The 21,438-nt window shown below is 49.3% G+C and carries 16 protein-coding genes and 3 tRNA genes; 9 read left to right on the top strand and 10 right to left on the bottom strand.

The annotated features are described in order from the left end of the window. Positions 1–15: 15 nt before the first annotated feature. Positions 16–1,491, bottom strand: coding sequence for a decarboxylating NADP(+)-dependent phosphogluconate dehydrogenase (gene gnd / locus DW896_RS07165; RefSeq protein ID WP_117713514.1), 1,476 nt, complete (start codon positions 1,489–1,491; stop codon positions 16–18). A gap of 128 nt (positions 1,492–1,619) precedes the next feature. Here gnd and DW896_RS07160 point away from each other — a divergent pair, with 128 nt between their 5' ends. From DW896_RS07160 to DW896_RS07130, 7 genes are all read left to right on the top strand, one after another. Next, positions 1,620–2,780, top strand: coding sequence for a dicarboxylate/amino acid:cation symporter (locus DW896_RS07160; protein ID WP_005837656.1), 1,161 nt, complete (start codon positions 1,620–1,622; stop codon positions 2,778–2,780). Between the two features lie 74 nt (positions 2,781–2,854). Then, positions 2,855–3,931 (top strand): GDP-mannose 4,6-dehydratase, encoded by a 1,077-nt coding sequence (gene gmd / locus DW896_RS07155; protein WP_005836261.1) that lies wholly within the window; start codon positions 2,855–2,857, stop codon positions 3,929–3,931. Positions 3,932–3,957: 26 nt separating this feature from the next. Continuing rightward, complete coding sequence (locus DW896_RS07150) at positions 3,958–5,034, top strand: GDP-L-fucose synthase (RefSeq protein WP_087332586.1); 1,077 nt, start codon at positions 3,958–3,960, stop codon at positions 5,032–5,034. Between the two features lie 20 nt (positions 5,035–5,054). Then, entirely contained in the window at positions 5,055–7,469 is a 2,415-nt protein-coding gene (locus DW896_RS07145; protein ID WP_119993056.1) for a TonB-dependent receptor, read from the top strand. Between the two features lie 101 nt (positions 7,470–7,570). Next, positions 7,571–9,229 (top strand): long-chain fatty acid--CoA ligase, encoded by a 1,659-nt coding sequence (locus tag DW896_RS07140; protein WP_035448166.1) that lies wholly within the window; start codon positions 7,571–7,573, stop codon positions 9,227–9,229. Between the two features lie 54 nt (positions 9,230–9,283). Beyond that, entirely contained in the window at positions 9,284–10,831 is a 1,548-nt protein-coding gene (locus tag DW896_RS07135; RefSeq protein WP_005828045.1) for a sulfatase, read from the top strand. 9 nt (positions 10,832–10,840) lie between these two features. Beyond that, positions 10,841–12,127: an LA_2272 family surface repeat-containing protein gene (locus DW896_RS07130; protein WP_009036867.1), complete on the top strand. Its 1,287-nt coding sequence runs from the start codon at positions 10,841–10,843 to the stop codon at positions 12,125–12,127. Between the two features lies 1 nt (position 12,128). Here the strand turns inward: DW896_RS07130 and DW896_RS07125 are convergent, their stop codons facing one another. The 9 genes from DW896_RS07125 to DW896_RS07085 all read right to left on the bottom strand — a co-directional run bounded on the left by DW896_RS07125 (position 12,129) and on the right by DW896_RS07085 (position 19,143). After that, positions 12,129–14,117, bottom strand: coding sequence for a fructose-1,6-bisphosphatase (locus tag DW896_RS07125; protein ID WP_005828043.1), 1,989 nt, complete (start codon positions 14,115–14,117; stop codon positions 12,129–12,131). A 54-nt stretch (positions 14,118–14,171) separates the two neighbouring features. Continuing rightward, on the bottom strand, positions 14,172–15,842 hold the full coding sequence (locus DW896_RS07120) for a putative transporter (protein WP_005828042.1): 1,671 nt from the start codon (positions 15,840–15,842) through the stop codon (positions 14,172–14,174). Positions 15,843–15,935: 93 nt separating this feature from the next. Next, positions 15,936–16,949 (bottom strand): inorganic phosphate transporter, encoded by a 1,014-nt coding sequence (locus DW896_RS07115; protein ID WP_005828041.1) that lies wholly within the window; start codon positions 16,947–16,949, stop codon positions 15,936–15,938. Between the two features lie 12 nt (positions 16,950–16,961). Further along, entirely contained in the window at positions 16,962–17,609 is a 648-nt protein-coding gene (locus DW896_RS07110; RefSeq protein ID WP_005828040.1) for a DUF47 domain-containing protein, read from the bottom strand. A 28-nt stretch (positions 17,610–17,637) separates the two neighbouring features. Continuing rightward, positions 17,638–18,285 carry a DedA family protein gene (locus tag DW896_RS07105; RefSeq protein WP_009036866.1) on the bottom strand — a complete coding sequence of 216 codons (648 nt, stop codon included), beginning with the start codon at positions 18,283–18,285 and terminating at the stop codon, positions 17,638–17,640. Between the two features lie 95 nt (positions 18,286–18,380). Then, positions 18,381–18,794, bottom strand: a complete 414-nt coding sequence (locus DW896_RS07100) for a hypothetical protein (RefSeq protein WP_005828038.1) — start codon at positions 18,792–18,794, stop codon at positions 18,381–18,383. A 96-nt stretch (positions 18,795–18,890) separates the two neighbouring features. Beyond that, positions 18,891–18,962: transfer RNA gene (locus DW896_RS07095), tRNA-Glu, on the bottom strand. A gap of 15 nt (positions 18,963–18,977) precedes the next feature. After that, a tRNA-Lys gene (locus DW896_RS07090) sits at positions 18,978–19,050 on the bottom strand. Between the two features lie 3 nt (positions 19,051–19,053). Continuing rightward, positions 19,054–19,143, bottom strand: a tRNA-Ser gene (locus DW896_RS07085). A gap of 228 nt (positions 19,144–19,371) precedes the next feature. Between DW896_RS07085 and DW896_RS07080 the strand changes: the two genes are divergently transcribed. Beyond that, on the top strand, positions 19,372–20,721 hold the full coding sequence (locus DW896_RS07080; RefSeq protein WP_009036865.1) for an MATE family efflux transporter: 1,350 nt from the start codon (positions 19,372–19,374) through the stop codon (positions 20,719–20,721). An 87-nt stretch (positions 20,722–20,808) separates the two neighbouring features. Continuing rightward, complete coding sequence (locus DW896_RS07075; protein ID WP_009036864.1) at positions 20,809–21,393, top strand: Crp/Fnr family transcriptional regulator; 585 nt, start codon at positions 20,809–20,811, stop codon at positions 21,391–21,393. Positions 21,394–21,438: the final 45 nt, after the last annotated feature.

Genomic DNA, 21,438 nt, shown 5'->3' with positions numbered 1-21,438 from the left:
TCTTCTCCCCCTTTCTCACACATTGTACGTACCCGATTTCGTATCTCCTCCGTGTCCCGTCCAATTTTCATGGAAAAACTGTCCACGCAACTCGTCTGTCCTTTCAAAGGTATGCGCACCAAAATAGTCACGTTGCGCCTGAATCATATTGGCAGGCAACTTGGCAGACACCAGCGAATAGAAATAATTCAAGGCGGACGAGAATGCAGGCACCGGAAGTTCCTCTTTCATGGATTGTGCCACCAGATGTTTCCAGCCGGAAAGCAACAGCTGCATTTCATTTTTGAAATAAGGAGCCAACAGCAGATGTTTGGGCTTGTCTTTTGCCTCGAAAGCCGTAGCTATGTCGTTCAGGAAAATACTACGGATAATGCAGCCGCCCCGCCACATGCGTGCGATGGATGCCAAATCGAGGTTCCAGGCAAAAGCGTCGGATGCACGCTGCAACACGGCGAATCCCTGAGCATATGACACTAATTTGGAAGCATAGAGTGCGGAATAGATATCCTTCACCATCTCCGACTTGTTGTACACCGCCTGCGAGCGTCGGCATACAAATTGCTTGGAAGCCGTTTCACGCAAGCTCTTCTGTGCCGACAAACTACGTTCGAACACAGCCGTAGCAATCAGCCCCAACGGCATGCCCAGCTCCATCGCATTGATAACGGACCACTTGCCCGTACCTTTCTGTCCGGCGGTATCCAATATCTTATCTATCAGGTAACCTCCTGATTTGTCCTTATGACGTAGTATGTTGGCGGTAATTTCAATGAGATAGCTACGCAACTTGCCCTCATTCCAATCGGCAAAGATTTCCGCCATCTGTCCATTGTCCAGACCAAGCAGATTCTTCATCACCCAATAAGCTTCGGCAATAAGCTGCATATCTCCATATTCGATACCGTTATGTATCATCTTGACGAAATGACCGGAACCGGCAGGACCAATCCACTGGCAGCACGGGGTACCGTCAGATGCTTTTGCCGCAATACTCTGCAGGATAGGCTTCACCTCAGGCCAGGCACTTTCAGATCCTCCGGGCATGATAGACGCGCCGTTCAGCGCTCCTTCCTCTCCACCGGAAACTCCAGCTCCCACAAAACGGAAGCCTTTCTTTTCGGCCAATGCCACACGCCGGTTGGTGTCCTCATAATTGGAATTGCCACCGTCAATCAGGATATCCCCTTCGGACAAATGGGGAAACAGCTGTTCCATCAGTTCATCCACCGCACTGCCGGCACGAACCATCATCATTATTTTGCGGGGTATGGCAATGGAAGTTACAAATTCGGCTATATCTGTATAGCCTTCAATTTTTTTCCCTTTGGCGCGGCCGTTCACAAAACGTTCCACCACCCCTTCTTCCACTCCCGGAACCGTACGATTATATACCGAAACATTCCATCCCTTATCTGCCATATTGAGGGCCAAATTCTCGCCCATAACTGCCAGACCGATAAGTCCAATGTCTGTTTTATTTAAATTCTTCATATTCATGTAAATTTTGTCTTTATATGGAAACAAAATGCTAACAGCATTTGTTCGTATGAATTACGAAAATAAAATAGTACTTTTGTCAGCGAAAGCCTATTTTTCAACCAGACAGAAAACCAATGCTCATGAAGAACTTCCACATCGGACTATTGCCACGCATCATCATTGCCATTATCTTAGGTATACTTTTCGGAAATTTCCTACCGGCTTCGCTGGTACGGCTGTTCGTAACATTCAATGCCATTTTCAGTGAATTCCTGAACTTCTCCATCCCCCTCATCATTGTGGGACTGGTCACGATTGCCATTGCCGACATCGGCAAAGGAGCCGGACGGATGCTGGTCGTCACAGCGCTCATTGCTTACGGAGCTACCTTATTCTCCGGCTTTCTCTCCTACTTCACCGGTATGGCGGTATTTCCTTCCCTCATAGAAACCGGGGTGCCGTTAGAAGAAGTCAGTGAGTCTCAAGGTATTCTTCCCTATTTTTCCGTGGGTATCCCGCCATTGATGAATGTTATGACCGCACTCGTACTTGCCTTCACACTGGGGCTGGGCCTGGCTCATCTGAAAAGTGAGGTACTGAAAAATGCGGCACGCGATTTTCAAGAGATTGTCATCCGCATGATCAGTGCAGTGATATTGCCGCTGCTTCCCATCTATATTTTCGGCATTTTCCTCAACATGACGCACAGTGGACAAGTATTCGGCATCCTGATGGTCTTTATTAAGATTATCGGTGTAATCTTCCTGCTTCACATCTTTCTCCTGGTATTCCAATACAGCATTGCGGCACTGTTTGTCCGCAAGAACCCTCTCAAACTACTGGGACGAATGATGCCTGCCTACTTCACGGCTCTAGGCACTCAATCCAGTGCCGCCACTATCCCCGTAACATTGGAGCAAAGTCGGAAGAACGGCGTCTCTGCCGATATTGCCGGATTCGTCATCCCACTTTGCGCCACCATCCATCTGTCGGGCAGCACATTGAAGATTGTGGCATGCGCCCTGGCACTGATGATAATGCAAGGCATGCCCCATGATTTCCCTCTATTTGCAGGATTCATCTTCATGCTGGGCATCACTATGGTAGCCGCTCCCGGGGTACCGGGAGGCGCCATCATGGCATCACTGGGCATCCTGCAATCCATGCTGGGCTTCGACGAGTCGGCACAAGCGCTGATGATTGCACTATACATAGCGATGGACAGCTTCGGTACTGCCTGCAATGTGACGGGCGACGGGGCAATCGCACTGATTATCGACAAAGTGATGGGAAAGAAATAGTTTATATTTTGCCATCTCGTGGAAAATAACGAATATTGCAGTCCGAAAAGACATAATAACAAGAAGCATACATTATGAAGAAAGCCCTTATCTCCGGCATTACCGGGCAGGACGGCTCGTTCCTTGCCGAATTCCTCCTGCAGAAAGGATATGAAGTGCACGGTATCCTGCGTCGCTCTTCCTCTTTCAACACCGGCCGCATCGAACACCTCTACTTCGATGAGTGGGTACGCGACATGAAACAGAAACGTACCATTAACCTGCACTATGGAGACATGACAGACTCCAGCTCTCTCATCCGTATCATCCAGAGTGTGCAGCCGGACGAAATATATAACCTTGCCGCCCAAAGCCATGTCAAAGTATCCTTCGACGTGCCCGAATATACCGCCGAAACCGATGCCGTAGGCACCCTACGCATGCTCGAAGCCGTACGCATTCTCGGTATGGAAAAGAAGACACGCATCTACCAGGCCTCCACTTCCGAGCTCTTCGGAAAAGTGCAGGAAGTGCCGCAAAGCGAAACGACCCCGTTCTATCCCCGCAGCCCCTATGGCGTAGCCAAACAGTATGGCTTTTGGATTACAAAGAACTACCGCGAAAGCTATGGCATGTTTGCTGTAAACGGCATACTCTTCAACCACGAGAGCGAACGCCGAGGTGAAACCTTCGTGACAAGAAAAATCACACTGGCGGCTGCCCGCATCGCCCAAGGCTTCCAGGACAAGCTGTATCTGGGCAATCTGGATGCCCGGCGCGACTGGGGATATGCCAAAGACTACATCGAGTGCATGTGGCTCATCCTGCAGCACGACACCCCCGAAGACTTCGTCATTGCCACCGGAGAAATGCATACCGTACGCGAATTTGCGACACTGGCATTCCGAGAGGTAGGCATCACTCTGTGCTGGGAAGGCCAGGGAGTGGATGAGAAGGGTATCGACACACAGACCGGAAAAGTCCTCGTGGAAGTCGACCCCAAATATTTCCGGCCTGCCGAAGTGGAACAATTGCTGGGCGACCCCACCAAAGCAAAAACACTGCTGGGATGGAATCCGAGGCAGACCAGTTTTGAAGAGTTGGTACGCATCATGGCAGAGCACGACATGAAATTTGTGAAGAAACTGTATTTAAGAAGCAAAGAGCTTTGAATGAACTATTAAACTTTCAGACAACAATGTTAGACAAAAATGCCAAAATATATGTAGCAGGCCACCGGGGACTGGTAGGTTCTGCCATCTGGAAAAATCTTGAGGAGAAAGGATACACCAATCTCATCGGCAAGACCCACACAGAACTCGATCTGCTCGACGGAGTTGCCGTACGCCGCTTCTTCGACGAGGAACAGCCCGAATATGTATTCCTTGCCGCCGCCTTTGTGGGTGGCATCATGGCCAACAGTATCTACCGTGCCGACTTCATCTACAAGAACTTGCAGATACAGCAGAACGTCATCGGCGAAAGCTTCCGCCACGGAGTGAAAAAACTTCTCTTTCTGGGCAGCACCTGCATCTATCCCCGTGATGCCGAACAGCCGATGAAAGAAGACGCACTCCTCACTTCTCCGCTGGAATACACGAACGAGCCCTATGCCATCGCCAAAATAGCCGGACTGAAAATGTGCGAAAGCTTCAATCTTCAATACGGTACGAACTACATTGCCGTGATGCCCACCAACCTTTACGGTCCCAACGACAACTTCGACCTGGAACGCAGCCACGTGCTCCCTGCCATGATACGCAAGATACACCTCGCCCACTGCCTGAAACAAGGCGACTGGGATGCCGTACGCCACGACATGAACCTGCGTCCGGTGGAAGGCATCAACGGCGACAGCAGCAAAGAGGACATTCTGAATATCCTCCGGAAATACGGCATCAGCGAAGAAGAAGTGAGATTATGGGGTACCGGCACCCCCTTGCGCGAATTCCTCTGGAGCGAGGAGATGGCAGATGCCAGCGTCTTCGTCATGGAACACGTCGACTTCAAAGATACCTTCAAGCCGGGCGACAAGGAAATCCGCAACTGTCACATCAATATCGGTACGGGCAAGGAAATCACTATCCGCCAGTTGGCAGAGCTGATTGTCAACACCGTAGGCTATCAGGGCCGGTTGACCTTCGACACTTCCAAACCCGACGGCACCATGCGCAAACTGACCGATCCCGGTAAGTTACATGCATTGGGATGGCATCATAAGATTGATATCGAGGAAGGTGTGCAACGCATGTACCGATGGTACTTGGGAAAGTAATTAGTGACGTCTGATTAGCCATGAATGCCATACGGTACAATGTGGAAACTGTATTGTTTATATTGCTGATACTTTTATCAGGTATCAGCCCAACCATGAATGCCATGATAGCTCCCGTGACCTATTCCGTTCGCGGCAAAGTCATCGACAGACAGTCCAGACAACCCGTGGCCTACGCCAACGTTTTCGTTGCCGGCATCCCCGGGAAAGGGGCGTCCACCGATTCACTCGGCACATTCAAGATAGAGCAGGTACCTCCGGGCATCTATAGCCTTGAGGCATCCTGCATAGGATACCAGACTGTTTCCACCCCCGAATATATTGTTTCAGCCTCAACCCCGTTCATCGAGATAGAGATGGAAGAGGATGCCAATCTGCTGAACACAGTAGTGGTGGTGCCTTCCCCCTTCCGGCGAAGTATCGAAAGCCCAGTCAGCATGCGTATCATCGGCTTGCAGGAAATAGAGAAAAGTCCCGGAGCCAACCGGGATGTCTCGCGCATCGTACGCTCCTATCCCGGCGTCTCTTTCTCTCCCATCGGCTATCGCAACGACTTGATTGTTCGGGGCGGTTCTCCTTCCGAAAACCGCTTTTATATGGATGGCATCGAAATCCCCAACATCAACCACTTTGCCACTCAGGGTGCATCCGGAGGACCGGTAAGTATTGTCAATGCCGACCTGATACGCGAGATTACATTTTATACGGGCGCCTTCCCCGCCAACCGCTCCGGAGCCTTGAGTTCCGTCCTCGACTTCCGCCTCAAGGACGGAAATCCGGACAAGCAGGCGTTCAAAGCCACCATCGGCGCATCGGAAGTCTCGCTCAGCGGAGCAGGCCATCTGGGGCAGCGCACCACTTATCTGTTCTCCGCACGCCAGTCCTACCTGCAACTTTTGTTCAAGGCTTTGGGACTGCCCTTCCTGCCCAATTTCATTGACGGACAATTCAAAACAAAAACCCGTTTCAACGAGCACAGCGAGCTGACCCTGCTTGGTCTTGCAGGCATTGACAAGATGAAACTGAATACCGATGAAAAAGGAGAAGATGCCGAATATCTGCTCAGCTATCTCCCCACTATCCATCAGGAAACATTCACTTTCGGAGCCTCTTACAGACACTACAATGGAAGGCACGTACAATCCCTTATACTGAGCCATAACTACCTGAACAACCGCAATCTGAAATACCGCAACAACGATGACTCTTCCGAAGACAACCTGACCCTGCGCCTACGCTCCACAGAACAAAAGACCACCCTGCGTTTCGAAAACCAAACGCGCTTGGGAGCATGGACCCTAAAAGAAGGAGCAGAACTGAACAACTCCATCTATACAAACCACAGCAGGCAAAGACTATACGGCAGTCATTCGAGTACGCTTTCCATCTACGAAACCTCACTCAACATCTTCGGCTGGGGGGCTTTCTTCTCTTCCAACTATACCACCGCCGACAAGCGTCTGGCCCTTTCTGCCGGTATCCGTATGGATGGCAACACTTACAACCGAAAGATGCGGCAGCTATGGAAACAGTTCTCCCCACGCCTCTCTGCATCCTACAAACTCTCGGAACAATGGACCCTGAGCGGAAGTACCGGCCTCTACCACCAATTGCCTCCCTACACCGCTTTGGGATATAAAGACAATGAAGGGCAATATCTCAACAAAAACCTGAAGTACATGCAGGTCTTTGAAAGCAGCCTCGGTGTGGACTGGCACCTGCAAGACCGGTTCATGGTTTCTGCAGAAGGTTTCTTCAAGCGTTACAGCCGTATGCCACTTTCCCTTCAAGACAACATTCCGTTGGCATGCAAAGGAAACGATTACGGTGTCACCGGCAACGAAGCACTCGTCCCTACAGCCAGCGGCAGGGCCTACGGACTGGAAACCATGTTCCGCTGGCAGGCATCCGGCAAGTTCAATCTCGTATCCTCCTTCACCTTATACCGCAGCGAATACCGCAACCGTTCAAATGGAGACTTCATTCCATCTGCCTGGGACAACCGTTTCATACTCAACATGAGCGGTACATACAACCTGCCCCGGCGCTGGAGCATAGGAGGCAAGCTAAGCTATATAGGCGGCAGCCCCTACACTCCCTATGATGAAGACAAATCATCACTCGTAGAAGCATGGGATGCCAAAGGACAGCCCTACTACGACTATGCGTACTATAATACCGGGCGGCTTCCCAACTTTGCCCAGTTAGACTTGCGTGTGGACAAGTCCTTCTACTTCCATCACTGCATGATAGGAATCTATCTGGACATACAGAATATCACCGGCAACAAACTGAAGCAGCCGGATGTGATAATGAGTACGGGCATCATCGAAAATCCGTCTGCTCCTGTTGCCGAACAGCGCTATAAAATGAAATACCTCAAGCAGGAAAGCGGCACTATCCTGCCTACTTTAGGTATAACTGTCGAATTTTAACAAATAGCCACCATAAAAACTATTTTCCTTATAAAAGTTTGCTTTCTATATATAAACCCTTATATTTGCACAATTTTCAACCAAATGTGCAATTAAATATCATGGAACAAAGTTTTATCGCCTATATAGAGAATAGCATAAAGGAAAATTGGGATTTAGACGCTCTGACCGATTACAAGGGAGCAACCCTACAATATAAGGACGTAGCCCGCAAAATAGAAAAGCTGCATATCATTTTCGAGGCAAGCGGCATCAAGAAAGGCGATAAGATTGCCGTCTGTGGCCGCAACAGTTCCCACTGGGGCGTAACGTTCCTCGCAACATTGACCTACGGTGCGGTAATCGTCCCCATCCTTCACGAGTTCAAGGCAGACAATGTACACAACATCGTGAACCATTCCGAAGCCAAACTGCTTTTCGTAGGCGACCAGGTTTGGGAAAACCTCAACGAAAGTGCTATGCCGTTGCTGGAGGGCATCATGATGATGGCAGACTTCTACATTCTTGTCTCCCGCAGCGAAAAGTTGGACTATGCCCGCGAACATCTCAACGAAATGTTCGGTAAGAAATACCCCAAGAACTTCCGCAAGGAACATGTCAGTTATCACAAGGACCAGCCCGACGAACTGGCGGTCATCAACTATACATCCGGCACCACCAGTTACTCCAAAGGAGTGATGCTGCCCTACCGCAGCCTTTGGTCAAACACTACTTTTGCTTTCGAAGTATTGCCGCTGAAAGCCGGTGACAAGATTGTCTCCATGCTGCCAATGGCACATATGTACGGACTTGCATTCGAGTTTCTGTATGAATTCGCCGTAGGTTGCCACATATTCTTCCTCACTCGCATGCCCAGCCCCAAAATCATTTTCCAAGCTTTCACCGAAGTGAAGCCTAACCTGATTGTGGCTGTTCCGCTCATTATCGAAAAGATTATAAAGAAGAGCGTACTGCCCAAGCTGGAAACTCCCGCCATGAAGCTGTTGCTGAAAGTACCCATCATTAACGACAAGATAAAAGCAACCGTACGCGAACAAATGATTCAAGCCTTTGGCGGAAACTTTGCAGAAGTCATTGTAGGAGGAGCTGCCTTCAACCAGGAAGTGGAGCAGTTCTTAAAGATGATAGATTTCCCCTATACGGTAGGCTATGGAATGACGGAATGCGGCCCCATCATCTGTTACGAGGATTGGACCCGCTTCAAACCCGGTTCTTGCGGAAAAGCCGCACCGCGTATGGAGGTGAAAATCCTATCATCCGATCCCGAAAACATTCCGGGAGAGATTGTCTGCCGTGGTCCCAATGTCATGCTGGGTTACTACAAGAACGACGAGGCCACCGTACAGGTACTCGACAAAGACGGCTGGCTGCACACCGGAGACCTTGCCCTGATGGATGCCGAAGGCAACGTAAGCATCAAGGGACGCAGCAAGAACATGCTCCTTGGTCCGAGCGGTCAGAATATCTACCCGGAAGAGATAGAAGACAAACTGAACAATATGCCGTATGTAGCCGAAAGCATCATCGTGCAGCAGAATGAGAAACTGGTAGGTCTGGTTTACCCCGACTTCGATGATGCCTTTGCCCATGGGCTGAACAATGACGACATCGAACGCGTCATGGAGGAAAACCGTGTGGCACTGAATGCAGAACTGCCCGCATACAGCCAGATATTCAAAATGAAAATCTATCCTGAAGAATTTGAAAAAACGCCGAAGAAATCTATCAAACGCTTCTTGTATCAGGAGGCCAAAGGATAATGTAAAAAACAATTAAACTACAACCTATCTAACCCTTTCTAAATTATTATCTAAATGAGAAACGAATTATTATTATCCGCCATGCTTCCGATATGCGGAATGGCGGGAGAAGCGTATGGCATGCCGCCTGGGGATGCCGTACCTGCTCCAAAAGAGCAGCCAAACATCATTCTGTTCCTAGTGGATGACATGGGATGGCAAGACACGTCCCTCCCCTTTTGGACACAGCGTACCAAGTACAACGATACGTACCATACTCCCAACATGGAACGGATGGCTACACAAGGCAAAATGTTTACGCAGGCCTATGCATGCAGCATCAGTTCACCTACGCGTGTCAGCCTTTTTACGGGAATGAATGCTGCCAGGCATCGAGTCACCAGTTGGACCCTCCGTAAGAACACTACCCATGAACAACCCGACTCGGTCATGATTTATCCGGAATGGAACGTTAACGGCATTTGTCAAGAGCCTGGCGTGGAACGGACCACACAAGTCACCTCCCTGGCCGAAGTACTCAAAGACCATGGCTATCACACCATTCATTGCGGAAAAGCCCACTTTGGTGCTGAAGGCACTCCCGGAGCCGACCCGTTGAAAATGGGGTTTGAAGTGAACATAGCCGGACATGCTGCCGGTTCACCTGCCAGCTACTATGGCAAGGAGAATTTCGGCAACAAAACAGACGGTAAAAGCCCGCTGGCTGCCGTACCCGGTCTGGAGAAATATCATGGAACCGACACTTTCCTAAGTGAAGCCCTTACCATAGAGGCCATGAAGGCACTGGACGATGCACAGCAGACTGACAAGCCATTCTTTCTATACATGGCACACTATGCCATCCATACCCCTATACAACCTGACATGCGTTTCTACCAGAAGTACCTGGACAAAGGCCTTCCTCCGGTAGAAGCCGCCTATGCTACTCTCATTGAGGGTATGGACAAAAGTCTGGGAGACATCATGGACTATCTGGACAAGAACAACCTGACGGAAAACACTATCCTCATCTTCATGTCCGACAATGGCGGTTTGGCGGCCCATACCCGCGCCGGACAACTGCATGTCCAGAACTATCCGCTCAATAGTGGTAAAGGTTCCGCCTACGAAGGAGGCATACGTGAACCGATGATTGTCCGCTGGCCGGGCATCGTAGCGCCCCAAACCCAATGCGACCATTACCTGATGATAGAGGACTTCTTCCCCACCATCCTTGAGATGGCAGGCGTAGACAACTATACAACCGTACAGCAACGCGACGGCATCAGTTTCATGCCATTGCTCACCGGAAAAGGTAAAATGAAAGACCGTGATATCTACTGGCATTATCCCAATAGCTGGGGTCCTTCCGGCCCGGGCATCGGAGCCACTTGCTCCATCCGTTCGGGCGAGTGGAAGCTGGTGTATTATTTCGGTGACGGTAGACGGGAACTTTTCAACATCCCCGCCGACATCAGTGAAAAACATGATATGGCCCGAGAGAAGCCTGAAGTTGTCAAAGAGTTGTCACGGAAATTAAGTAATTACCTCCGGTCTGTGGATGCGCAGCGCCCTCTGTTGCGTGCCACCCGCCAACCAGCTCCCTGGCCGGACGAAATATAGAAAAAAAGTATGAAACGAAACCTTTCCCTCCTCCTTGTGTCCCTGCTTCTTGCAGGGACAGCTCTTGCCCAAGAACATAATCCGGGCAGCGTACAGCCGGATACGATTCAGAAATCCTCCGAAAAATCTTTCCGGAAACAACGCTCTCCACGAACAGACCATGGCCCGGTAGGTATCAATATCTCCTTATGGAAAAACATCTCCACACAGCGGACTGATACCATAGGAAGCACCTGCTTCAATCTGGGTGTGTTCTCCTCCATGAACCGTCTGAATGGCCTCGGCATGAATATTCTTGGCAGTGTAACCGGCAGGGATGTGAACGGTGTACAGATGGCAGGTCTGTCAAATATGGTGGGGGGAAGCATGCGAGGCATGCAGATAGCAGGAATTACCAACATCAATGGCAACAACCTTATCGGAGTATCCGTTTCGGGACTGGTAGGTATCACCGGAAACCATGCGCAAGGCGTCATCATTTCCGGTCTGGCAAACATCAGTGGGGACTATAATCGTGGCGCCTCCATAGGCGGCCTGTTGAATATCAGCGGAGAAGGTGCTTCCGGCATACACTTTGCCGGACTCGCCAATATTTCCGGTGGAAATTTCAAAGGATTTTCAGGGGCCGGCCTGCTAAGTGTAATCGGTGAAGACTTGAATGGCATGCAGATGTCCGCCCTTACCAACATCACCGCCGGAGATATGACCGGTGTTCAGGTTTCCGGCCTGGGCAATGTGGTGGGTGGTACAGCCCGAGGATTACAAATAGGCGCTGCCAATATGGCCATACGTGCCAAAGGGCTTCAAATAGGTCTATTCAACTACTACAAAGAAAAATTAGATGGTTTCCAGTTGGGATTAGTCAATGCCAATCCCCAAACAAAAGTTCAACTGATGTTTTTCGGTGGTAATGCCACCAAGCTGAATGTAGGTGCCCGTTTCAAGAACCGGCTCTTCTATACCATCCTCGGTGGCGGTACCCATTATCTGGATTTTGGCGATAAGTTTTCCGCTGCCCTCTTCTACCGTGCCGGTCTTGAATTACCGCTCTACAAACAGCTGTTCATCAGCGGAGATCTGGGATACCAACATATAGAAACCTTCAAGAACAAGGACTACGGCATTCCGGCACGTCTCTATGCCCTCCAGGCACGTGTCAATCTGGAATACCACCTGACCGAGCGCTTTGGCATATTCCTCACCGGCGGTTATGGCGGCAGCCGCTACTACACCCAAGGGAAAACCTATGACAAAGGCATCATTGTAGAGGGCGGGGTGACGATACTGAAATTATAAATTATTGTTTCTCCTTAATCAGCCCCGTCCTATACGCCACCAGCAGTTTCATCAAATCCTGAATCTGCGTAACGAGTTCACTTCCTTTATCCGTATCCTTCACCATCATACGCTGCGAATTGAATTCGACAACCAGGGTTGTAGACTTGATGTCTTGTCCTTCTTCAATGGCTTTCTGACGGCTCTGGAACGGCTCATGCTGCACCAACTGCAAGCCGTGGGAATGATATACCAGCGTATATCCCGCAATTCCCGTTTCCGGCTGATAGGCTTTTGAAAAACCACCGTCAATCACCAGCAGCTTACCATCCGCTTTGATGGGTTTCTCACCTTTAATGGTCTTTACCGGTACATGTCCGTTGATGATATGCGAATGTGGCCCCGGCTTCACGCCGAACTCTTCAAGAATGCGGTCACACACCTCAGCCTCGTTGCGCAAAGCATAGTAATGCCCTTTCGTCTCCTTATGCAATGTTTTGTCGGCCACAAAATAGCGTTCAAAGGTAGCCATCTTGTCTTTATCGAAGGAAGGGGCATCCGGTCCGCACCACATGTACCAGACATAATCCAGTGCAAACTGTTTCTCGTCCGAACCGTCCTCGTCAAAGTAAGCGGTACGTATCAGCTGGTCGGTCTTTTTCAGCAACTTACGTCCCCAGTATTCCTTTTGGCCGATGCGAACATGTTTAAAACTGCCGTCCGCATTCAGAGGCACGGAAGCATGATAAAGCAGGTTACTGTTGCACACCAGATACATGCCGCCATACGTAAACAAGCAGCGCATGTGCTTCTTCATCTTCTCGCTGTTCATGAAAGAAGAATGAATCCGGTGCATCAGTTCGCGCTCTTCGTCCGACAGACGATACGGGTCCGCCGGGTCTACGGTGGGGAAATTCACATCGCGCAACGGATATTCCTTGCCTTCGTATACAAACACACCACGCTCGAAATCCACCAGATGCAGCAGTTTCCGGTTCTCCATACCGAACTCAGGACGGCGGCTGATGATTTCCGCCTCCAGTTTCAACTGGATAACCGTAATCGCCTTGTGCATCTGTGTAATCAGCCGCAAGGTCTTCTCATTGTATTCCGCATCGGCAAAGTTCATTTTCGGCGCAAAGATGGTGCAAGGGTCATCCGCATAGGTATCCATGGCAAACGTTGCAAGCGGCAACAGATTGATGCCATAACCATCCTCCAGCGTTGCTAAATTGGCATAGCGCATCGACATACGGATTACGTTGGCTATACAAGCATCATTACCTGATGCGGCACCCATCCACAGAATATCGTGGTTACCCCATTGGATGTCGAAATTATGATAATCACAGAGAGTATCCATGATAATATGCGCACCCGGTCCGCGGTCGTATATATCGCCCACGATATGCAGCGAGTCGATGGTCAAGCGCTGGATAAGGTTGCACATCGCCACAATAAAATCATCCGCACGCTTCGTAGAGATAATGGTACTGATTATGACATTGATATAGGCATGCTTGTTAGGTTCGATGCTCGATTCGTGCAACAGCTCTTGAATGATATACGAGAACTCTGCTGGAAGTGCCTTGCGTACTTTCGAACGGGTATATTTGGACGAAACGTTCTGGCATACTTTTACCAACTGGTTCAGTGTTATCAAATACCAGTCATCCAGGTCCGTTTCCTGCTCCTTGATAAGTTGCAGCTTCTCTTCCGGATAATAAATTAACGTACAGATTTCCTTCTTCTCACTTTCGCGCAGTGTATGCCCGAATATTTCGTTCACCTTACGTTTCACTGCCCCCGATGCATTCTTCAGCACATGCTGAAAAGCCTCATACTCGCCATGAATATCCGTCAGAAAATGCTCTGTACCTTTCGGCAGATTCAGAATGGCCTCCAGATTGATGATTTCTGTACTGGCATCAGCAATGGTAGGAAAACTGCGTGATAATAATTGCAAATAACGCAAGTCATTGACAATACTTTCCGGAGTTATATTTCCCATAGTTATTTAATTGATAGTTGATAATTGACAGTTGATAATATCCCTCATTCTTCATTATCCATTAATGAAGAACATGAGCAGCACTTGGGCTATAATTACCCGTAGAAACATGCACAGCGGATAAACCGTAGCATAAGCTACAGACGGATTGTCTCCCGGAATGGTGTCGTTGGCGTAGTTCAGCGCCATGGGGTTTGCCATGCTTCCGCACAGCATACCCGCCATTGTTCCGAAATCTATCTTCAGCCACTTGAAGGTAACGATACCCATAATCAATACCGGAACCACAGTCAACGCAAAACCCGTAGCAATCCATAACAGCCCTTCCGGCCGGAATACCGTATCGAAGAAATGGGCACCTGCATCCAGTCCCAGGCAAGCCAGGTAAAGAGACAATCCCAATGCACGGAGCATCAGGTTCGCACTGCGCGTAGTATAAGTCACCATGTGCATCCTCGGACCGAATGTCCCGATAAGAATACCTACGATGATAGGGCCTCCTGCCAATCCGAGCCGCACGGGAGCGCTGATGCCGGGAATGGAAATAGGAATTGCTCCCAAAGCCAGACCGATGACAATGCCGATAAATACCGCCACCAAGTTCGGTTCCTTCAGGCTTTTCACAGCATTGCCCAGCACCTTCTCCACATTTTGTATAGCAGCGGCTTCGCCCACTACGGTCAGGCGGTCACCCAATTGCAAGGTCAGTTCCGCTGTGGCCAGCAGCTGCACGCCGCTACGATAAACCCGGCTGATATTGATACCGTAATGATTACGCAGATGGAGAGAACCCAGCTTCTTGCCGTTCAACTCCGGGCGCGTCACCACGATACGTTGCGAAATCAACTGGCTGTCTATGGCATTCCAGTCTATATCTTCCTTGTTCCAATCAGTATGCTCCTGCTCGCCGAAAAGCACGGTCAGAGCCGGCGTATTTTTCTCCGAGGTAATCACCAGCAGGCGGTCACCTTCCTTTATAATCTTTTCCGAGGTAGGAATACTCACATTCCCATCCCGCCACAAGCGGGAAATCACGAACTTCGGATAGCTGTTCAGCCCGCCTATTTCCTTGATACTCTTGTTGAAGATGGCAGGATTGTGCACCTGGAACGCAACAATGTAAGGCTTGTTCACGTCATCCTTCTCTTTCAATTCCAGGTCTTCCTTATGCGCCAGCGTCTTACGGATGAACAGTACGGCCAGAATGACCCCTACCACCCCCAGCGGATATGCCACCGCACACCCCAAAGCAGGGGTACTGGACTCCAATCCCATCTGTTTCAATGTCTGCTGTGCCGCACCGAGTGCCGGTGTGTTTGTCGTGGCACCGCAAAGTATGCCCACCATATCCGGCAGGGATACCCCCAACCCATAGCTGCCCAGTACAGTCAGCAGGGTGCCGATAAGCACTACACCCGTGGCGAGCATATTCAGTTGTACCCCTCCTTTACGGAAAGAGCTGAAAAAACCCGGTCCCACCTGCAAACCCAAAGCATACACAAATATCACCAGCCCGAAGCTTTCCGCATAATTCAGCATCTGCGGGTCTATGGACAACCCGAAATGCCCGGCAATGATGCCGGCAAAGAATACAAACGTCACTCCCAATGAAATGCCGCAAACATGTATCTTCCCCAATCCCAATCCGATAGCAGAAATCAGTGAGAGTACCACAACCGCCTGCAAGGCGGAGTGCTCGACGAATAAACTATATAGCCAGTCCAATGTGCATTCTATTTTACAGTTTCAGGCTGCAAAGATAGTGCAAACCTCATGCAAAATAAAACGAACCCGTCTATTTTTTATGCGGCAGCACTTCTAAAAAAGGGATACGATACAATAAATCCCTGCTGCCAGCAAAGCACTGACGGGGATAGTCAGCACCCAAGCGGTCATCAGACTCTTCGTAACTCCCCAACGCACAGCCGAAAGCCGCTTCGTGGCCCCTACTCCGATAATAGCTCCCGTAATGGTGTGTGTCGTACTTACCGGAATCTTCAGATACTCCGTCAGATAAAGCGTAAACGCACCGGCAGTTTCCGCAATCACCCCTTCCAGTGGCGTCACCTTCGTAATCTTAGTCCCCATGGTCTTCACAATCTTCCACCCGCCGGACATGGTACCGAGTGAAATGGCCGTAAAACAAGAGAATGCCACCCAATCCGGCAGGTCATCAATACTGTTTATCCCCATTCCCAGTCCTTCCGAATGTCCGGCTATCATAGCCGCAGCAATGATACCCATTACCTTCTGTGAATCATTCAGACCGTGCCCGATGCTGAACAAAGCCGAAGACACCAGCTGCAGTTTCTTGAACCACACCTCGGCCGTATGGGGATGCGCCCTGCGGCAAATGTACAAGACCAACAACGTAAAACCAAATGCCACCACCATACCAATCAAGGGAGCCAGAAAAATGAATGCCGCAATCTTCAGAATGATACTCAACTGGATGGCCTCAAAACCGTGTGCCATGATGGCAGCTCCGGCAAAACCTCCGATAAGCGTGTGCGAAGAAGAGGAAGGGATTCCCTTCCACCAAGTGAACAGATTCCAGGCAATAGCCGCAATCACGCCGGCCAGAATGATAGGCAAAGTAATGTAAGGCTCCATCACCGTTTTCGATACGGTGTTGGCAATGCCGAAACCGCCGATGACACACTTGGCGATGAAAAAGGCCACAAAATTGAAGAAAGCCGCCCATATCACCGCCTGAAACGGTGTAAGCACTTTGGTAGACACAATGGTGGCAATAGAATTGGCCGCATCATGAAAACCGTTGATATAATCGAATATCAGAGCCAGTACAATGATAATCACTAATAGTTCCATGCGTCCGTTCGTTTATGCGTATTTCACAATCAGGCTCCTCAAAATCTTGCCCACGTGTTCGGCTGCGTCCGTCGTTTTTTCCAACTCATACATAATCTCCTTGATTTTGATGAGTTCAATGCAGTCCTTCTCTTCTTCAAAAAGCCTGGTGATGAAAAATTCATAAATATCATCTGCCCGGTTTTCTATGTCATGCAGCTGGTTGCAATATGCGCGCAGCTTATCCGGACTCTTGCGGAATGCCTCCAGTTCATCCATGGCCTGGCCGATGAGGGCCGCTTCTTGTTGAACCATATGTCCCAGCTCTTTCCCCTTGTCCGAAATAGGATGCGGATTATAGATAGTGATACGCTTGGCACAGCTGTTTATTCCATCAATCACATCATCCATGCCCGAAGCCAGGTCATGGATATCCTCCCGGTCAAAAGGAGTAATGAAAGTAGTGCCCAGTTCATCCAGAATCAGATTGGTCAGCTTATCGCCCTCGCGCTCCAAATCTTTGATTCGTTTATAATCTTCCGCCCTCTTCTCAGGCGAGTCATGGCCCAATATTTCTATCAACAGAGCCGACGAGGACAATAAAATCTCAGACAATTGCTTCAGCAAAGGAAAGAATTTCGGTTCTTTCGGTGTGAACCGGCTAAAAAAAGAATTCTTCATAATGGATAAATGTACTAAGTATATTAATTTATTTTTGTTTTCGTTGTTTCAGTCTTGCACGCAGCACTTCTACCACGGCCGGCAGTATGGAAACCACAATAATGGCCACAATCAGCAGTTTGAGGTTCTCTTGTACAAACGGAAGGTCACCGAAGAAATAACCCGCATAACAGAAAATGGCAATCCAGCAGGCGCCCCCAATCAGGTTGTACAGCATGAAGTAATAGTAATGCATCTTACCCATCCCCGCCACGAATGGCGCAAACGTACGGACGATAGGCACAAAACGAGCTATGATAATTGTCTTGCCTCCATACTTCTTATAGAACTCATGGGTCTTGTCGAGATGGTTTTGCTTGAATATTCTGGAATCGGGATTATTGAAGAGCCTTCGCCCGAAGAAATGCCCTATCATGTAGTTGCAAGAGTCGCCCAATACCGCGGCAACAAACAATATCAAAGCCAGCACATTGACCTCGAGAGGCATGTCGGGCAGTGCGGCAATAGCTCCCGCCACAAAAAGCAGGGAATCGCCCGGCAGGAAAGGTGTGACCACCAGCCCCGTTTCGCAGAAAATAATCAGAAACAATATGGCATACGCCCACATATGATATTCCTGCACTATATCAATCATATACTGATCGATATGGAGAATAAAATCCAATAGAAAATCCATTATATATTGATTATCAGTACTTAAAAAATAGAGAAAAACTCGGCATGGGGAGACGGGCAATCTCTCCGGCTCCCGAAAGAGAGGAGGGGAAAGTACTAAATAAGAATACGCCTCAGCGTATATACATAATATCTATATGAAATCTTATGGGGATGGAAAGTAAAGGGGAAAGAAGTTGTCTTTTCTTCCGGGAGCAGAGTTTTCAGGGTTCTCGCAACCTTGGCGGCAATGAAGTCCGGATTAAGCCTCAACAATTTCGAGCAAGAGGCATGCCGTAATGAGAAGGTATTTCCTATGCAACCGGCATCTGCCAGGCAATTATAATTCGCGTCCTCCCCTTTTTCCTGGCATTGTCTGCCATCTGCCCCCGACAAGCTGTGCTGGGCTCCGGAGAAATAATGCACATCCGCAGTAGGGAGTGTCTTACATCCCTCCATATCATCAGAAACGGAAGTGAACTTCGATATGAGGAACAACCCTAACAAGATATAGAATATACATTTCGCCATAGCGGGTGCAAATATAGAAACTATTTTCGGATTACAACAGAAAAATGAAAAACAAAAAGCGGTTAACCGTTTCATCAGTCAACCGCTTTCTTGTTGTAGTGGGTACGAGAATCGAACTCGTATACCATGCGTGAGAGGCATGTATCCTAACCGTTAGATGAACCCACCCTCGCATTTGTCTTGTACACCCTCAGGGATTCGAACCCTGGACCCACTGATTAAGAGTCAGTTGCTCTACCAACTGAGCTAAGAGTGCATCTGGCGGAAGCTGGGGGATTCGAACCCCCGGTACGGTTACCCGTACGTCAGTTTAGCAAACTGGTGGTTTCAGCCACTCACCCAAACTTCCTTTTTTATAACCAGCATTCTTTTCAAATGCGGTGCAAATGTAGGGCAAACTTTTGGACTGTGCAAATCTTTCCTACATATTTTTTTCACCGTTTTCATACAATTTGAGATAACACGTTAACACTCAAACCCTAAAACAAGAAAAAAAATTTGATACATATCAAACCGTCCTTTTCAACCTTTCCTTATCTTTGCGCGATTTTTAAAGTATAGTGCACATACACGGACAATGATACAACAAGAAAGCCTGAAAAAGCGGCTTGCCAAGCTGGCCGCCCCCATTTTTATAGAGACACTTCTCATCATGATGCTCGGTGCGGTGGACACCATCATGCTGAGCCGCCACTCGGACAACAGTGTTGCCGCCGTAGGGGTAGTCAACCAAATTATCATGCTCACTTTCCTCGTTTTCGAAGTCATCAACCTCGGAACGTCCGTTCTGTGTTCCCAGTATCTCGGTGCGAAACTACACAAGAAAGTAGTGCAAGTAGTCGGCGTATCCATCCTCGTCAACCTGGCGGTAGGTATCACGGTCAGCCTGGTACTGTTCTCCTGCGCCCATCCCATCCTCCGGCTGATGGGGCTCACCGCTGAACTGATGCAGGACGGCATGGACTATATGCGTATCGTAGGCGCTTTCGCCTTCTTCCAGGCACTATCCCTCACCCTCTCCGCCTCCCTGCGCAGTGCCAACAAGGCCATCTACCCGATGATGGTCACCGTCGTAGTCAATATCCTAAATATCATCGGCAACTACTCCCTCATCTTCGGTCGCTTCGGCTTTCCGGAACTGGGCGTGGAAGGCGCCGCCATCTCCACAGCCTTCAGCCGGGGTGTCTCCATGATTATACTGTTCGTCATACTGTTCCGCAAGCACATCCACCGTTTCCCACCGGCATACTTCCGCCCTTTTCCGTGGATAGAACTAAAGAACCTGATGAAGGTAGGCCTGCCCTCCGCCGGCGAACAATTGTCGTACAGCTCGTCGCAAGTCGTCATCACCTACTTCATCAACATGCTGGGAGTGGAAGCGCTCGCCACCCGTACCTATTGTGTCAACATCATCATGTTCGCTTATCTGTTCAGCATCTCCATGGCACAAGGCGGAGCCATCTGTATCGGGCATCTGATAGGCGAGAAGAAACCTCACGCAGCCTTCCTTATGGGAAAATACGTCATGAAGAAATCCGTCATGATTACCGTCATGCTGTCCTGCATCCTCGCTCTTTCGGGGCATGCCATCTTTGGCTGGCTCACGTCCAACCCCGACATCATACGTATGGGTGCCACCATCCTTATCATAGATGTACTCCTCGAAATAGGCCGCCCCATCAACATCTTCGCCACCAACGCCCTTCGTGCGGCAGGAGATGTCAATTACCCCTTCTACGTAGGGTTGGTGGTGCAGTGGAGTGTAGCTGTAGGTGTGGGATACCTTTTCGGTTTCCCCCTCGGCTGGGGTATCTGCGGCATGTGGGTAGCCTTCCTGTTGGACGAGAATATCCGCGGCTTCATTTTCGTCCGCCGCTGGTATGGCATGAAATGGGTAAACAAAAGCTTCATCCGGAATTGTTTTTAATTCCAAAAGTCCTATCTTTGCTCCCCGAAAGCAGAAGCGGACCGAACTTTACCGGCCTTACTTACTGAACAAATAAATCATGGTCTTATGGATGCACTATTGAAAGAAACCGTAGATGCCGCTATCAACTCCCGCTATCCGGACATGGCTCCCGAGGGAAGAAGGTTGATAGAGGAAATCCTCATTCGCAAGGAAGTAGAAAAGGGCGCATTATTACTCAATGAAGGGCAAATAAGCCATAATATCGTATTTGTAGGAAAAGGCATGTTGCGCCAATTCTATTATAAAAACGGCAAAGACGTCACCGAACACTTTTCCTATGAAGGCTGCATCATCATCTGCATAGAAAGTACCCTGAAGCAGGAACCCACCCACCTCATGATTGAGGCACTCGAGTCGAGTGTCGTATACCTGCTGCCATACAACAAGCTGTTGACACTTACCGAAATCTCATGGGAAATAAACATGTTCTATCGGAAGATTCTGGAATATTCCCTGATTGTCTCACAGATAAAGGCTGACTCCTGGCGGTTTGAGGCTGCACGCGAGCGCTATAACCAGCTCATGGAACATCAGCCCGAAGTCATCAAGCGGGCTCCCTTGTCGCATATTGCGTCCTATCTGCTGATGACCCCCGAAACACTGAGTCGGGTACGTTCGGGCATACTGTAACCCTCCACCTGTCTGCCCGGAGAATACATAGGGATATTCCTAAAA

The organism is Bacteroides sp. AM41-16, assembly GCF_003603495.1.
Taxonomy (GTDB): Bacteria; Bacteroidota; Bacteroidia; order Bacteroidales; family Bacteroidaceae; genus Bacteroides; species Bacteroides uniformis.
Note: the sequence above shows the minus strand (reverse complement) of the source record. Positions and strands in the feature narration are given on the sequence as shown.